The 16,407-nt window shown below is 71.1% G+C and carries 10 protein-coding genes; 3 read left to right on the top strand and 7 right to left on the bottom strand.

Annotated elements, in window-relative coordinates:
* Window positions 1–24 precede the first annotated feature (24 nt).
* A complete protein-coding gene (locus tag G412_RS0102055) occupies window positions 25–2,148 on the bottom strand; it encodes an ATP-binding SpoIIE family protein phosphatase (protein ID WP_028810606.1) in 2,124 nt (707 codons plus the stop codon).
* 156 nt (window positions 2,149–2,304) lie between these two features.
* Between G412_RS0102055 and aspS the strand changes: the two genes are divergently transcribed.
* Both aspS and G412_RS0102045 read left to right on the top strand, forming a co-directional pair.
* The gene (gene aspS, locus G412_RS0102050; protein ID WP_028810605.1) at window positions 2,305–4,071 is read left to right on the top strand and encodes an aspartate--tRNA ligase; all 1,767 of its coding nucleotides are present in this window, start codon (window positions 2,305–2,307) and stop codon (window positions 4,069–4,071) included.
* A gap of 187 nt (window positions 4,072–4,258) precedes the next feature.
* Window positions 4,259–5,056: a hypothetical protein gene (locus G412_RS0102045; protein ID WP_244282821.1), complete on the top strand. Its 798-nt coding sequence runs from the start codon at window positions 4,259–4,261 to the stop codon at window positions 5,054–5,056.
* Between the two features lie 42 nt (window positions 5,057–5,098).
* Here G412_RS0102045 and G412_RS0102040 read toward each other — a convergent pair whose 3' ends face one another.
* From G412_RS0102040 to G412_RS0102025, 4 genes are all read right to left on the bottom strand, one after another.
* A complete protein-coding gene (locus G412_RS0102040) occupies window positions 5,099–7,183 on the bottom strand; it encodes a hypothetical protein (RefSeq protein WP_028810603.1) in 2,085 nt (694 codons plus the stop codon).
* A 312-nt stretch (window positions 7,184–7,495) separates the two neighbouring features.
* On the bottom strand, window positions 7,496–9,115 hold the full coding sequence (metG, locus tag G412_RS0102035; RefSeq protein WP_028810602.1) for a methionine--tRNA ligase: 1,620 nt from the start codon (window positions 9,113–9,115) through the stop codon (window positions 7,496–7,498).
* Between the two features lie 118 nt (window positions 9,116–9,233).
* Entirely contained in the window at window positions 9,234–11,129 is a 1,896-nt protein-coding gene (locus tag G412_RS0102030; protein WP_028810601.1) for a VWA domain-containing protein, read from the bottom strand.
* A gap of 113 nt (window positions 11,130–11,242) precedes the next feature.
* A complete protein-coding gene (locus tag G412_RS0102025; RefSeq protein WP_051338058.1) occupies window positions 11,243–11,575 on the bottom strand; it encodes a barstar family protein in 333 nt (110 codons plus the stop codon).
* Between the two features lie 188 nt (window positions 11,576–11,763).
* On the opposite strand from G412_RS0102025, the gene G412_RS0102020 reads away from it, so the two are divergent.
* Entirely contained in the window at window positions 11,764–13,818 is a 2,055-nt protein-coding gene (locus G412_RS0102020) for a PhoX family protein (protein WP_028810599.1), read from the top strand.
* Window positions 13,819–13,893: 75 nt separating this feature from the next.
* On the opposite strand, the gene G412_RS0102015 is transcribed toward G412_RS0102020, so the two are convergent.
* Complete coding sequence (locus G412_RS0102015) at window positions 13,894–14,877, bottom strand: hypothetical protein (RefSeq protein WP_028810598.1); 984 nt, start codon at window positions 14,875–14,877, stop codon at window positions 13,894–13,896.
* A 32-nt stretch (window positions 14,878–14,909) separates the two neighbouring features.
* Window positions 14,910–16,385, bottom strand: a complete 1,476-nt coding sequence (locus tag G412_RS0102010) for an APC family permease (protein WP_028810597.1) — start codon at window positions 16,383–16,385, stop codon at window positions 14,910–14,912.
* Window positions 16,386–16,407 lie beyond the last annotated feature (22 nt).

Here is a 16,407-nt window from a genome sequence, read left to right as displayed (position 1 = left end):
CCGCCACAGTCGGCCCCTCCGGCGTTAAAGGTTGCGTGAGTCGTCGTCCTCGTACAGCTCGAACCAGATCGACTTGCCCTCGCCCTTCGGGTCCACCCCCCACGCGTGCGCGAGCATCTCCATCAGGATCAGGCCGCGCCCGCTGGACGCCATCTCCCCCGGCCGCCGTTTGTGCGGCAGCTCGTCGCTGGAGTCCGTCACCTCGACCCTCAGGCGCCGTACGCCCGGTTCGCCCTTCGCCTCGGCGATCAGCAGCGCGTCGCCGTCCGTGTGCACCAGGACGTTGGTGACCATCTCCGAGACCATCAGCACGGCCGCGTCGAGCTGCTCCCCGTCCGCCCAGTCGTGCAGCAGGTCCCGCAGTTGCTGCCGGGCGGCGGCGATGCGTTCGGGCTCGGCCTGGGCCACGGTCAGCGCCGTACGCCGGACGGGGGCCAGCGTCACCGTCGTACCGGGTCCGCAGCCGCAGCCGTTGCCCTCGCGGCACAGCAGCAGTACCGCGATGTCGTCCTCGCGGCGGTCCACGAGCGGGCCGGTCGTGTGGTGCGAGGAGGGGCCGTGCACGCCCGATACGAGGGCGTCGGCGAGCTTCTCCAGGCTGTCGCCGGTGTGCTCCTCCATGATGCCGCGGAGCCTGGCCCAGCCGGTGTCCAGGTCGTGGCCGCCGGTCTCGATCAGGCCGTCCGTACAGATCATGATCGTCTCGCCCGGTTCGAGGACGAGGCGGGTCGTGGGGTAGTCCGTGTCCGGGACGATGCCCAGCGGCAGGCCGCCGGCCGTCGGCCGGACCAGCACTGTGCCGTCGCTCAGGCGCACCGCCGGTTCGGGGTGGCCCGCGCGGGCGATGTCGAGGTGGCCGGTGGCGGGGTCGGCCTCGATGTAGAGGCAGGTGGCGAAGCGCGGGCTGGAATAGTCGCCGGGGTCGTAGGTGTCAGCCCCCGGAAAATCGTGCAGCCCGTGCAGGAAGCGGGACGCTCGGGAGAGGACCGCGTCCGGGCGGTGCCCCTCGGAGGCGTACGCGCGCAGGGCGATCCGCAACTGGCCCATCAGACCGGCCGCCCGTACGTCATGGCCCTGTACGTCGCCGATGACCAGGGCTATTCGTCCGCTGGGCAGCGGAATCATGTCGTACCAGTCTCCGCCGACCTGGAGCCCGCCGCCGGTCGGCACGTACCGCGCGGCCACCGTCATGCCGGGGATCTGCGGTCCCAGCGTCGGCATCATCGAGCGCTGGAGGCCGAGCGACAGCTCGCGTTCGTTCTCGGCGACGGAGGCCCGTTCCAGGGCCTGCGCGAGCATCCTGGCGACCGTCGTCAGTACCGAGCGCTCGTCGGGGGTGAACGCCACGGGATGCGCGAAACCGGCCATCCAGGCGCCCATGGTGCGCCCGGCCACCGTCAGCGGCACGAAGGCCCAGGAGCGGCGCTCGGGGTTGCGGGCGAGGGGGCGGCCGGCGGGGTAGCGGCGGCTGTACTCCTCGGGGGAGGAGAGATAGATGGCCCGGCCGGTCCGTACGACCTCCGAGGCCGGATGGTCGGTGTCCCGCAGCATGTCCGTGAAGGGGAGATCGTCCTCCGGCCCGTACCCGTGGTGCCCCAGGACCGTGATGCGGCTGCCCGACGAGCCGAAGACGGCGAGGCTGTCCGGTGAGAACCCCGGCATGGAGAGCGAGGCCGCCACCCGCAGCACCTCGGCCGTCGACCGCGCCTCCGCGAGCGCCCGCCCCGCGTCCAGCAGGAACGCCTCGCGGGAGCGGCGCCAGTCGCCGGTGACGGGGGTGTGGGCGGCGTCGCCCGGCCGGGGCTCGGCGACTTCCTGGAGGGTGCCGAAGAGCTGGTAGTCGCTGCCTTCGATCACCGGCTTGGAGCGGCTTCGTACGGTCCTGAGCAGCCGTCCTTCGGTGTCCATGATCCGGAGCCGGGCCTCGGCGAGGGTGCCTTCGGCGACCGCGAGGTTGACGACGCCGTTGATTTCGTTCCAGTCGACCGGGTGGAAACGGGAGCGTACGGCGGCCTCGGGGAGCGCCACGGGCTCGGCGGGCAGCCCGAGCAGCCGGGCGGCCTCCGCGTCGAGCGTGACGACCCCGGATGCGTTGTCCCAGCGCCACAGGCCGGTCGCGATGGCGGCCAGGATGTCCTCGGTACGCATTGCTTCATCTTTACAGGTCGCGGCCGGACCGGCTGGGTGAGTCCCCCTGCGGACCCGTCCCGTACGGCAAATAAAAAGGCAAATTAAAGGGAACGCGCCGGGCGGTAACCTTGAGTGCTCCGACTACCCCGAATCCCGAAGGCTGGATGAACGACGATGCATCGGTACAGGTCCCACACCTGCGGCGAGCTCCGCGCCTCTGACGTCGACACCGACGTCCGGCTGAGCGGCTGGCTGCACAATCGTCGAGACCTGGGCGGCATCCTCTTCATCGATCTGCGCGATCACTACGGCATCACGCAGCTCGTCGCCCGCCCCGGCACCCCGGCGTACGAGGCCCTCGACAAGCTCAACAAGGAGTCGGTCGTCCGCGTCGACGGCCGGGTCGTCTCGCGCGGCGCCGAGAACATCAACCCGGACCTGCCGACCGGCGAGATCGAGGTCGAGGTCGCGGAGGTCGAGCTGCTGGGCGCCTCGCAGCAGCTGCCGTTCCAGATCAACACGGACGACGGGGTGGGCGAGGAGCGCCGCCTCGAGTACCGCTTCCTCGACCTGCGCCGCGAGCGCATGCACCGCAACATCATGCTGCGTACGGCCGTCATCTCGGCCATCCGGCACAAGATGACGGCGCTCGGCTTCAACGAGATGGCGACGCCGATCCTGACGGCGACCTCGCCGGAGGGCGCGCGGGACTTCGTCGTCCCGTCGCGTCTGAACCCCGGCAAGTTCTACGCGCTGCCGCAGGCGCCGCAGCAGTTCAAGCAGCTCCTGATGATCTCGGGCTTCGACCGGTACTTCCAGATCGCGCCGTGCTTCCGCGACGAGGACGCCCGCGCGGACCGCTCGCCGGGCGAGTTCTATCAGCTCGACGTGGAGATGAGCTTCGTCGAGCAGGAGGACGTCTTCCAGCCGATCGAGAAGCTGATGACCGAGCTCTTCGAGGAGTTCGGGGGCGGCCGCCACGTCACGTCGCCGTTCCCGCGGATCCCGTTCCGCGAGGCGATGCTGAAGTACGGCAACGACAAGCCCGACCTGCGGGCTCAGCTCGAGCTCGTCGACATCTCGGACGTCTTCGCGGGCTCGGAGTTCAAGGCCTTCGCCGGCAAGCACGTGCGTGCGCTGCCGGTGCCGGACACGGCGGGTCAGTCGAGGAAGTTCTTCGACGGGCTCGGTGACTACGCCGTCGAGCACGGCGCCAAGGGCCTCGCCTGGGTGCGGGTCGGCGAGGACGGTTCGCTCAGCGGCCCGATCGCGAAGTTCCTCACCGAGGAGAACGTCAAGGTCCTCACCGAGCGCCTGTCGCTGGCCCCCGGCCACGCGATCTTCTTCGGCGCGGGCGAGTTCGACGAGGTCTCGAAGATCATGTCGGCCGTACGGGTCGAAGCGGCGAAGCGCGCCGGGCACTTCGAAGAGGGCGTCTTCCGCTTCTGCTGGATCGTCGACTTCCCGATGTACGAGAAGGACGAGCTCACCGGGAAGATCGACTTCTCGCACAACCCGTTCTCGATGCCGCAGGGCGGCCTTGAGGCCCTGGAGACCCAGGACCCGCTGGACATCCTGGGCTGGCAGTACGACATCGTCTGCAACGGCGTCGAGCTGTCCTCCGGCGCGATCCGGAACCACGAGCCCGAGATCATGTTCAAGGCGTTCGAGATCGCGGGTTACGACAAGGAGACCGTCGAACGCGAGTTCGCCGGCATGCTCCGCGCCTTCGAGTTCGGCGCCCCGCCGCACGGCGGCATCGCTCCGGGCATCGACCGGATCGTGATGCTGCTGGCCGACGAGCCGAACATCCGCGAGACGATCGCCTTCCCGCTGAACGGCAACGCGCAGGACCTGATGATGGGCGCGCCGACGACGCTGGACGAGGCGCGGCTGCGGGAGCTCAACATTCAGCTCCGGAAGCCGGTTTCGGAGAAGTAGCAGGGTCGAGCCACCGAGAAGGGGCCCGGAACCGACTGGTTCCGGGCCCCTTCTTTGGGGCTGCGGGGTCGTGAAGGACCGAAGAACCTGCTCCAGACGGCGCCGGCCGCCCCCTCGGCGGATCGTGTCGAGGAGGTCACCGGGTACTGGACTCTCTTACGTTCGGCAGCAAGCAGAAGGGGACGAGATGAAGCGCCGGAACCGAACGATGGCTCCGCTGACCGCGCTGCTGACGGCCGCCGCACTCCTGGCAACGGGCTGCGGCACCACGACCACCCCCCGTGCCCCGGGCGCCGTCGCGGACCCCGGCACTCCCGCCCCCGGACCGTCCGGGGGCAAGGCCGGCAAGGCCGGCAAAGCCGCACCGCAACCCCGCAGGTCGCCCCGCCCGCTCCGCACCCTGCCGGGCCTCGGCCCCAAGACACTCAGCCAGGTCCCGGACGACACCCGCCAGGCGCTGGTCGTCACCGGCGAGGGCCGCGACGAGAACCGGGGCACGGCGGTCCTGTACGAGCGCGAACGCCCCGGCGCCGCCTGGCGGCCGGGCACCCCCTGGCCCGTCCACAACGCCGTACGCGGCTGGACCGACAGGCACGTCCAGGGGGACCTGCGCTCCCCCATCGGCGTCTTCACCCTCACCGACGCGGGCGGCCTGCTCCCCGACCCCGGCACGAAGCTGACGTACGACACGGGCCCGGCCTTCACCGCCCGCGGCACGGGCTCCGAGGGGGAACCCCTGGCGGGCGCCTTCGACTACGTCATCGCCATCAACTACAACCGCAAGCCCGGCACGACCCCGCTGGACTGGAACCGGCCCCTGGGCGCGTCCAGGGGCGGCGGGATCTGGCTGCATGTCGATCACGACGGGCCGACGCAGGGCTGTGTGTCGTTCGCCCGGCCGGTGATGAAGGAGCTGCTGCGCACCCTGGACCCGGCGAAGAAGCCGGTAGTGGTGATGGGCGACAAGTCGTCGCTGCGGAGGTGAGGACGGGCGGTCCCGGCCGCCCGCCCCCACCGGCGTCCGGCCCTACGCGTTGGCCGGCTCCGGCGAGCCGCCCGCGCCGGGCTCCAGCTCCGCCGGCGTGTCCTCGCCGGGCCCGCGCTGACTCGGGATCACCGACATGAGGCCGGCCGTCATGAGAGCGCGGCGTTCGTCGGCCTCGGCGCACAGGGCGAGGGCGGCCGCGTTGAAGCGGACCAGGGAGGGCGGGTCGCAGGGGCCGAGGAGGTGCGCCTTCAGCTCCGCGCGGGCCTCCTTGTGGGGGTCCTTCTCCGGGTGGCGTACGGACTCCAGGAGTTCCGGGACGCCGGACGCGTCGGGGGTGAGGACGGTGGCGGCGCGCACGGTCGGGAAGCTCGCCCGGAAGTCCGCCTCCGTCATGCCGCTGGTGTTGGTCACGGCGTACGGCTTCTCGCTGTGCAGGTAGTCCGACACCACGCTCGACACATCGCTGATCAGCAGGTGGGCCTGGTTGAAGCAGCTGTAGAGGCCGAGGCTCGGGGTGACGACGATCTGGTGCTCCCACTCGGGGAACGACGCCCAGTACGCCTCCTCCCAGGCCTCCGTGGCCGCCGCGACGAGCGCCGCGCGGCCCTCCTCGGGCCTGCCCTGGAGCATCATCCGCTCCAGCTCGTCGGCCCCGGCCCGCAAGTCGCTGCTGGTGAGCCGGTCGAGCTCGGCCCTGCGGCGGGCGGCTTCGGCCACCGCCTCCAGGTCGGGGCGGGGACCGGAGCGCCTGGCGGCGGCCTCGGTGATCAGCGCCCGGATGCGCCGGTCCGCCGCGCCGGCTGCCGGGTCGACGGAGCCGGTCATCGGGTGCGGCTTGTAGAGCAGCCGTACGCCCTCGTCGTCCAGGAGCGCGCGGACGAGGTTCTCGCCGGCCAGGACGACCGAGGTGTTGCGGGGGTTGCCGTCCCAGCCCTCCCAGGTGGGTGCGTACAGCACCGTCGTGTACGTGCTCTCGGGAGCGCCCGTCCAGGGCTGGATCGGGGCCAGCTGCGGGCGGCCCACCTCCACCACGTCGTTGTCGTCGACGCCTATCTCGGCGAGCCGGTAGCGCTCACGGGCCGCCGGGCCCGCCACCCACACCTCGTCGTACGCCTTGGCGTACGGGTTGCAGCTGGACAGCTTGTCGCTCTCGCCGTGGTTGGTGAAGGCGTGCTTGATGGAGGGGATGCGCAGCACCTGCGAGGTCTTACCTGAGTTCGCCGGGTGCAGCATCATCGCCAGCGTCGAGTTCTCCAGGGCGAACAGGTGCGAGACGCGTGGGATGCAGAGGATGGGCACGTCCGTGGCCTGGATCTTCTGCACCATGAAGCGTTCGCGCAGCACGATCAGCGGTTTGCCGTCCAGTGCGGCGAGCGTGGAGAGCCACATGTTCGCCTGGTACGCCGACGAGGTGCCGCCGGAGAAGTACATCGCCACGGTCGGCCGGTACTCCGCGAGCCAGGTGTCCAGCCACTCCAGGGTCTGCTCGGTGTTCGCGGGGCGCTTGCCCGGCAGCAGCCACGTGGCCAGGTGGACGGTTCCGGCCGCCATCAGCAGGAGGGAGACGCCGATGCCGGCGGCGCCGCCGTGCAGGTCCCCGGTCACGGCGGTGACGAGCAGTCCCGTCGTGGCGGGCGCCGAGAAGGTCAGCAGCCGGTGGCCCGGGCGGCGGGCCAGGAGGCGCGGCGGAGCGGCGCGCAGCCGCAGCGCCGAGGTGTCGATGTTGCGGGTGACGACGGGCAGCGTGCGGGTGCGCCGGACCAGCACCGCGATGGCCTGGCAGGCGAAGTGCAGTGCGTAGACGAGGAGCAGCGCGACGGTCAGGGGAGCCTGCTCGCGCAGCGGATCGATGCCGTCGATGCGCAGCAGGCCGAGCAGGATCAGCATGTCGCGCAGCAGTTGCCGGACGGTGACGTCGAAGCGGATTCTGCTCAGCACCGAGAGCAGCAGGGGCTGCCGGTGCCGCAGGTACAGATCGAGGGCGAGGCCGGCGGCGGCAGCGGTGACGAACACCGGCACCTGGGCCAGCAGAGCGCCGAGCAGCTGCGCGCAGAACGCGGCTGCCATCGCGAGCAGCGCGGCGAGCTGCTTGATGCGGCGGGGGGACGGTCCGGCGGAGAGCATGGTGAGTGGACTCCTGGCGGGGAGAGGTGATCGGCCGGGGGAAGCCGTTCTGGGGAGCCGCGTCGGCGCGTCCGCGTGGGGGTGGGGCGGCAGCGGCGGTGGGGGGTCGGCGGGTGACCGTATGCCGTGCTCGGGCGTCGTCACGACGCGCCGCGGACGGCAATCACCACGGATGCGGCACATGCCAGTGGCATGGGAACCGCATCCGGGCGCCCTGCCCGCCCTGCCCGCGCGTATGTGCGGACAACGCGGCGGGGCCGGTCCGGGAGAGTGTCCCAGACCGGCCCCGCCGCGCGGAAGCTCCTGTTCCGATTACACCTTCTTCGGCTCCTCGAGGCGGGGGAAGAGCACCGCGCCCTTCGTCACCGTCACGCCCTGCCGGAGCCGGCCCCAGTCGGCCGCCTCCTGGAGCGGCTGGTCCGCGAGCGCGCCCAGTACGGGCTCCGCGCCGAGGGAGTCCCACAGCTTCTGGGACGTCTCCGGCATGACCGGGTTCAGCAGGACCGCGACCGCGCGCAGCGACTCCGCGGCGGTGTAGAGGATCGTCGCCAGACGCGCCCGGCCCTCCTCGGAGGTGTCTTTGGCGACCTTCCAGGGCTCCTGCTCCGTGATGTAGCCGTTGACCTGCTTCACGAAGTCGAAGATCGCCAGGATGCCGCCCTGGAAGTCCAGCTCCTCGCCGATCTTCCGGTCCGCCTCGGCGACCGCCTTGCTCAGGCCGTCCTGGACGGCCTTCTCCGCGTCACCCGGCACCGTGGCCGCCGGCAGGGCGCCCTCGAAGTACTTGCCGACCATGGCCGCGACGCGCGAGGCCAGGTTGCCGTAGTCGTTGGCCAGCTCGGAGGTGTAGCGGGCGGTGAAGTCCTCCCACGAGAAGGAGCCGTCACTGCCGAACGCGATCGCCCGCAGGAAGTACCAGCGGTAGGCGTCCACACCGAAGTGGGAGGTCAGGTCCTGCGGCTTGATGCCGGTCAGGTTCGACTTCGACATCTTCTCGCCGCCGACCATCAGCCAGCCGTTGGCCGCGACCTTGCCCGGCACCGGCAGGCCCTGCGCCATCAGCATGGCCGGCCAGATCACCGCGTGGAAGCGCAGGATGTCCTTGCCGACCAGGTGCACGTTGGCCGGGAACGTCTCGTCGAACTTCGCCTGGTTCGCGCCGTAGCCGACGGCCGTCGCGTAGTTGAGGAGCGCGTCGACCCACACGTAGATGACGTGCTTGTCGTCCCACGGGATCGGGATGCCCCAGTCGAAGGTGGAACGGGAGATCGACAGGTCCTGCAGGCCCTGCCTGACGAAGCTCAGGACCTCGTTGCGGGCGGACTCCGGCTGGATGAAGCCGGGGTTCTGCTCGTAGAAATCGAGGAGCTTCGGGCCGTACTCGCTCAGCTTGAAGAAGTAGTTCTCCTCCTTGAGGATCTCCACCGGCTTCTTGTGGACGGGGCACAGCTTGGTGCCGTCCTCGGTCTCGATGAGGTCGCCGGGGAGCTTGTACTCCTCGCAGCCCACGCAGTACGGGCCTTCGTACCCGCCCTTGTAGATCTCACCCTTGTCGTACAGGTCCTGCACGAACTCCTGCACACGGTCCGTGTGCCGCTTCTCCGTCGTACGGATGAAGTCGTCGTTCGCGATGTTCAGGTGCTCCCAGAGGGGCCGCCAGGCCTCCTCCACGAGCTTGTCGCACCACTCCTGGGGCGAGACCCCGTTCGCCTCGGCAGTGCGCATGATCTTCTGACCGTGCTCGTCCGTGCCGGTGAGGTACCACACCTTCTCGCCGCGCTGACGGTGCCAGCGCGTGAGCACGTCCCCTGCAACGGTCGTGTAGGCGTGGCCCAGGTGAGGAGCGTCGTTGACGTAGTAAATGGGGGTCGATACGTAGAAGGCCTTCGCGCCTTCGTTCGTCCCCTGCTTCTCGGATCCAGTGGCCGCCATGGGCGAAATCCTAACGGTCCATGGATGATCCACTCACACGCGTAACCGGGGGGTGAGACGGCGAAGGCGGTGCCGGTCCCAGGGGGACCCGCACCGCCTTCGCCGTGGCGCGTGCTGCTTACGCCTTGAGGCCGGTGACCAACTGCGCGTACAGCTCGGCGTCCGCGACCTTGCGCGGGGCGGGGCCGGCGTGGAAGAACGCGGCGTTCGGGACGTCGAGCTTCCGCAGGAAGTCGAAGCCCTTGGCGTCGTGCTCACCGAACGCGACGAACTGCCAGAACAGCGGCTTGCCGGCGGCGTCGGCCAGGGCCTGCTTGGCCGGTCCCTTGGCGTCGGGGGCGCCGTCCGTCTGGAACACCACCAGAGCGGGGCGGCCGCTGCCGGACTTCTCGTGGTGCGCGACGACCTCTTCGACGGCGCGGTGGTAGCTCGTACGCCCCATGTGCCCGATGGCGGCGTGCGCCTTGTCCACGAGACCTTCGTACGCGTCGAGGCTGACGTCGACGGTGCCGTCGATGTCGGTCGAGAAGAAGACGACGTGTACGGCGGCGTTCTCGTCGAGGTGGGCGGCGAGGGCGAGCGTCCGGTCGGCGAGGTGCTGGGCGCTGCCGTCCTTGTAGAACGGCCGCATGGACCCCGACCGGTCGAGGACCAGGTAGACGTCCGCCCGCGTCCCGTGCAACTGCGCGGCACCGAGTGCGGCACCGGCGGCCGCGTAGTGCGCGACGAGCGCGGGCGCCCGCGACTCGACATCCCCAAGCGAAACCGCGGCCTCCCCACCCACCGCCTCCGCACGGCCCGCGACCGACTCAGCCGCGACCTCGGCGGTCGGCCCGGCGGAGGGCTCTGCCTCCGGCTCGGTGTGCGTTTCCGGTACGGCGACGGCCGCAACGGTGAGCTGCGGCTCGGCCTCGGGCTCGGTCTCCGCGACCGGCTCACCCTTGGCGGCCTCGGACGTGACCGTCTCCGGCTCGATGCCGGCCGTGGCCGGGGCGGCCTCGGTGGCGACCGGCTCGGGCTCGGCCGTGACCTCGGCGGTCGGCTCGGCCTCCGGCTCGGCGTCGGCCGGGGCCGGAGCTGCCACCTCTGCGGCGGCTTCCTCACCTGCGGCTGCGGCTGCGGTCGGCTCGGGCTTGGCCTCGGGCTCGGCTTCGGCCGTGACCTCGGCGGTCGGCTCCGTTTCTGTCTCAGCGGCGGCCGTGGCCTTCGTGGCGGGCTCGGTTTCCGGGGTGGCGTCGGCGGTCGCGGTGGGTTCCGCGACCGGCTCGGCCTCGGCCTGCGGCTCGGTGCCGGCCGGGGCCGGAGCTGCCACCTCTGCGGCGGCTTCCTCACCTGCGCCTGCGGCTGCGGCTGCGGTCGGCTCGGGCTTGGCTTCGGCCGTGACCTCGGCGGTCGGCTCCGCCTCCGTCTCGGCGGCCGCCGTGGCCTTCGTGGCGGGCTTGGTTTCCGGGGTGGCGTCAGCGCTCGCGGTGGGTTCCGCGACCGACTCGGCGTCGGCCTGCGGCTCGGTGTCGGCCGGGGCCGGAGCTGCGACCTCTGCGGCGGCTTCCTTGCCTGCGGCTGCGATCGGCGGGGTGTTGGATTCCCCGGTGGGCTGCGACGGGACCGGGGCCGGGGCCGAGGGCTTCGGGGTGGACGGGGTGGACTGGGCCGGGACGTTCGGTCCCGGTGCGGGGGTCTTCGTACGGGACGCGGACGGATTGTCGAAGGCCGCCGCCACCAGGTCCGACGCGATACCCGGCGTCGACTTCCTGGCCGGCTGCTCCGCCGCGGTCGCCGTGGCCGACGCCTCCTCCTCGTTGACCGGGGCCTGGGCCGGGGCAGGTACCGACGCCACCGTCTCCCTGGCCTCGGCGGTTGCGGATTCCGGTTCCGGCGCGGTGGCCGGGTCCGGCTTACGTTCGGCCTGGGACGGAACGGAAGCTGCCGCCGAGGTCTCCCGTGCCGGCGGCTGCTCGTTGCTCTCCGCTCGATCGCGTCCGAACACCTTGCGCAGCAAGCTCCGAATGCCCATGGGCGAGGCCTTTCGCATGAGTTGGGTGCGATGCACGCCCGCACCCGGCGGATGATCCCTGGCCAGGGCGGACACGTAAGGTTAGCGGCCCCGCCCGCCGATCTTCGGGAGGGTCAGCCGTGCCGTTCCACTTCCAGGCGCGCGCGGCTCGCATCGGCGAACACCGATGCCAAACGCGCCCCCTCCGGCCGGCCCGGCGCGAAGAGACCGGCCGCGTCGGCCCGTACCACCAAAGTCTCATGCGCGTCGATCACTTCCGAGACGCCACGCGTCTCGATCGTGTCCCACCAGGCGTCGAGATTCCGCCCGAACCACTCCGGCAGCCCGCACGGCCCGGCCACCGCGTCCCAGAAGTCGTCGAGTGAGTCGAGCGGCAGGCCCCGCAGGTCCACCTTGAGGTGATCGCCGCGGTCGTCCGTCAGGTCATCGGCCTCGTCGTCGCGCATGAGCCGGAGCCTAGCCGTCAAGTCAACTTCCGCCCGGCCGTCCCCCATTCACCTCACGTTCACCCCAAGGCTGCCGGAACGCGCACGTACGCCCCTAACGTCACGGCCGGAGACATTCCGACCCACCGTGTCGGCGCAGGGCGCGCCGCACCACAGCCCGTACAGCCACAGCCCATATGGAGGGGTCCGTGCGCAATCTGCTGCCGCTGCTCAACTCGCCGCACTCGGGTGGGCGCTCCGCGCTGACCTGCCGCTACCGGTGCGGAGACGCCTGTTTCCAGGACGTCCCGAACACCAGCGACAACGAGTACGCCGGTGACGTCATAGCCGGCGCTCTGTCGAGACGATCGATGATGCGCGCCGCCGCCGTGGTGACCGTCGCAGCAGCCGCCGGGACCTCGGCCCTCGCCGGCCCCGGCACGCCCCGGGCCGTGGCCGCCGGGAGCACGCGTAAGCCCCCGGCCGGCCGGACGGACGGCGCCCGCGGGCTCCGCTTCGCGCCTGTCGCGCCCAACACCGCCGACGCCGTCACCATCCCCGACGGCTACGCCCAGAACGTCGTCATCCGCTGGGGGGAGCCGATCCTGCGCGGCGCGCCCGCCTTCAACCCGGACAAGCAGTCCGCCAAGGCGCAGGCCGGCCAGTTCGGCTACAACAACGACTTCCTCTCCCTGCTCCCGCTGCCCGGCGAGCACGGCCGCCAGGTACTCGTGGCCAATCACGAGTACACGGACGAGATCCTGATGTTCAAGGGGTACGACCCGGCCAAGCCCACCCGCGAGCAGGTCGAGACCGCCTGGGCCGCGCACGGCCTGTCCGTCGTCGTCGTCCAGGAGGAGCGCAAGTCCGGCAAGCTCACGCCGGTCACCCGCCACCACCTGAACCGTCGCCTCCACACGACCTCCGTCTTCAGGCTGACCGGCCCGGCCGCCGGCAGCGACCTCCTGAAGACGTCCGCCGACCCGACCGGCACGAAGGTCCTCGGCACGCTCAACAACTGCGCCGGCGGCACCACCCCCTGGGGCACCACGCTCCACGGCGAGGAGAACTTCAACCAGTACTTCGCCAACGGCTCCAGCGCCACCGACAAGCGCTACGGCATCTCCACCGGCGCCACCGAGCGCAAGTGGGAGCTCTTCGACAAGCGCTTCGACGTCAAGCAGGAGCCGAACGAGCCCCACCGTCAGGGCTGGGTCGTCGAGCTCGACCCGTACGACCCCGACTCCACGCCCCGCAAGCACACCGCGCTCGGCCGCTTCAAGCACGAGGCCGCACAGCCCCGCCTGACCGCCGACGGCCGCCCCGTCGTCTACATGGGCGACGACGAGCGCTTCGACTACTTCTACAAGTTCGTGTCGTCGAAGCGGATGAAGAAGGGCACCTCGCGGGCCGCCCGCGAGCACAACCTCACCCTCCTCGACGAGGGCACGCTGTACGTCGCCAAGCTCACCGGCGACAGCCCCGCCACCGAGATCGACGGCACGGGCAAGCTCCCCAACGACGGCGAGTTCGACGGCAGCGGCGTGTGGATCCCGCTCGCCACCGGTAAGACCTCGCACGTCCCCGGCATGACCGCCGAAGAGGTGTACGTCTTCACCCGCGTCGCGGGCGACAAGGTCGGCGCGACCAAGATGGACCGCCCGGAGGACGTCGAGCCGAGCCCTCGCACCGGCCGCGTGTACGTCGCGCTCACGAACAACACCGACCGCGGCAAGACCGGCAAGGCGGGCGCCGACGAGGCCAACCCGCGCAACCGCAACAAGCACGGCCAGGTGCTGGAGCTGGCCGAGCACTGGGACGACCCGGCGTCGGACGGCTTCGCCTGGCGGCTGTTCCTGGTCGCGGGCGACCCGGACGACCCGGCGACGTACTTCGCGGGCTTCCCGAAGGACAGGGTCAGCCCGATCTCCTGCCCGGACAACGTGGCCTTCGACCCGCACGGCAACCTGTGGCTCTCCACGGACGGCAACCAGCTCGGCTCCCACGACGGCCTGTTCGGTGTGGCGACGCGCGGTGAGCGTCGCGGTGAGCTGAAGCAGTTCCTGACCGTGCCGAAGGGTGCGGAGACCTGCGGTCCGGTCATCCAGGACCGCCGCGTTCTCGTCTCGGTCCAGCATCCGGGCGAGGTCGACGGCGCGAGCGTCGAGAAGCCCGCGTCGGCGTGGCCGGACGGACCCGGCAAGCTCGTCCGCCCGTCGGTGGTGGCGGTCTGGCGCAAGGACGGCCGCGACATCGGCGTGTGACCGGTAGCCGTATGACCGGTAGCCGTGTGACCGGTAGCGGTGAGAGGGGCTGAGACCTGCCGGCGACGGCGGGCCTCAGCCCCTCCCGCGCTCCTGGCCCACCTGCTCGCGCCACCTCACGTACTGCTCCCGAGCGTCCCCCGTGTACGACCACGGCACCCGCGCCGCCAGCCCGCCCAGCAGGGCGAAAGCCTCCCGTGCCACCTCCGGGAGCCCCGCGTAACAGGCCGCATGCGCCAGGTGGTTGAGCTCTCCGACCTCCTCCGGGCGCACGGGACCGGGCGTGCGCCCGCCCAGCCACCGCTCCCTCGTCCGGCGTACCTCCGTCACCGCCAGCTCGTGGTGCCAGTGCTGGTCGAATCCGCGCACCGGCCGGCCCTTCGCCGCCGCCGCGATGTACCGGTACTCCTCCACCCGCGCGATCTGCACCAGCACCGGCAGCGGCGACCCTTCGGGAGCCGCGCCCGCCGCGTCGCGGGCGAAGTCGTACATCCGGCCGTGCGTGCCGTGCCAGCGCGCCGAGTGGTAACGCAGCAGCTGCACATGGCCCTCGATGTTGTACGGGTCGCGGCGCCGCAGCTCCTCCCACCACTCGCGCAGCTCCGCCCGGCCGACCCCGTCGCCGTACAGCCGCGCGACCGTCAGCAGCGAGACCCACGGCATCGGGTCGGCGGGCCGTGCGTCGGCCGCGCTCAGGCAGGTCATGACGGCGACGTCGATACGGGTGCGGTCGACCTCGGTGCCGCGTCCCGCCTCGATGGCCTGGTTGAAGACGCGTACGACCTCGGTGGCGGCCCGCAGCACGGCGGCGTCCGGGTTGTCCGGTTCGGCCGCCCGCCACGCCTCGACGACGGAGCTGGCGGCCGCCGCGTACGAGAGCAGGCGCAGCCGGTGGGTGCGCAGGGGCCAGTTGTCGCCGGTCGCGTGCAGCAGATTGCGTACGCCCTGCCAGCGGCCGATGACGATGTCCTGCCGGGCCGCGGTCAGCGGCCGGTCGCCGAAGTCCGGGTCGAAGTCGGGTGCGGAGCCGGAAGAGAAGTGGCGGCGCAGTGCGGCCATCGGGACACCTCCTGCTCAGAGAGAAGAGACGGTCAGTAGTCGGTGGGGAGGCCGGCGTCGGCGTAGTCACCGCGTTCCGCACCGGAGTTGACGTGCACCGCCTCGATCTCGATGGCGCGGGTGGCGTCGAGCCGCGCGGGGCTGTAGTACGTACTGCCCTGCCGCCAGTACCAGAGCATCGGGACGACGCCGGCCGCCAGGGCGCCGAGGCCGATCGTGACCGCCGCCGCGCTGAGCTCGGTGAGGGAGGCCGCGAAGACGCAGAACATGAACACCGATCCGAGCAGCGGCCAGGCCCCGCCGAGCAGGAAGTCCTTCGGCGAGGCGAGCAGCGTCTTGCGGTAGGCGACGACGGCGGCGAGGCCCGCGAGCCCGTAATACAGCGTGGTCTGTAGGCCGATCGCGGCGAGCGCGTCGGACATGATCTCCTCGGTCGAGCCGAGCGCGTTCGAGGCGACGAAGAGAACGAGCGCGACCGTCCCCACAACCGCGCCGGCGACCCACGGGGTGTTCCACCGGCGGTGTACGAGGCCGAGCGCGGCCGGCATCGTACGGTCGCGGCCCATCGCGAAGAGCGAGCGCGTGACCTGGATCAGGGTGGTTTCGAGGGTGGCGATGGTGGAGAGCACCACGGCCAGGACCATCAGCTTGCCGCCGATGCCCGGCCAGATCGCGTCACCGAGGACCGCGAGCACGTTGGTGTCGTGGGCCGAGATCTGCTCAGTCGTCAGAATGATGTTGATGGCGATCGTGAAGACGACGAAGAGAAGAAAGACGACGCCCACGCCCACGAGCGAGGCGAGCCCGGCGGTGCGGCGGCTGTTGCGGGTCTCCTCGCTGAGGTTGCTGGTGACGTCCCAGCCCCAGTAGTAGAAGGCGGCGATCAGGGTGCCGGCGGCGAAGCCGGTGAAGCCGTCGAAGTGGCTGAAGCCGAGCCACGACCATTCGAAGGCGGCCGCTGAACCCCGGTGGAAGAGGGCGCCGACCACGAAGAGGACGAGGATCACGAGCTCGACACCGGAGACCAGCAACTGGGCGCGGGCGGAGAGGCGGGCGCCGCCGAGTACGACGGCGAGCATCAGCAGGAACCAGCCGGCGCCGGCCGTGGTGGCGAGCGCGGTGTTGGACGCGAGGTCCGGATCGAACAGGGAAAGGGTCATCTGACCTGCGGGAAGCGAGCCGGCGACCATGAAGATGGTGGCGGCCACGACGAGCGCCCAGCCGCTGATGAAGCCGAGGAACGGGTGCAGGGTCCGGCCCACCCACGAGTAGGTGGCGCCCGCGTTCACGTCGATGCGGCCGAGGCGGCCGAAGGCCAGGACGATGCCGAGCATGGGTATCGCGCAGTACAGCAGCGCGGCCGGACTGGCGAGGCCGACGGCTCCGACGAGCACGGCGGTGGTGGCGGCGAGGGAGTAGGCGGGGGCGCTGCCCGCGACGGCCATCACGATCGTTTCGAAGGTGCCGAGGGCGTTGGGCTGGAGCCCTCTGCCGGAGTTGCGGCTCATGCTGTTCTCAACTTCCAGAGGT

It is taken from the genome of Streptomyces flavidovirens DSM 40150 (assembly GCF_000429085.1).
In the GTDB taxonomy this organism is placed as follows: domain Bacteria; phylum Actinomycetota; class Actinomycetes; order Streptomycetales; family Streptomycetaceae; genus Streptomyces; species Streptomyces flavidovirens.
The sequence above is the reverse complement of the archived record's forward strand: the minus strand, read 5'-3'. Positions and strand labels throughout refer to the sequence as shown.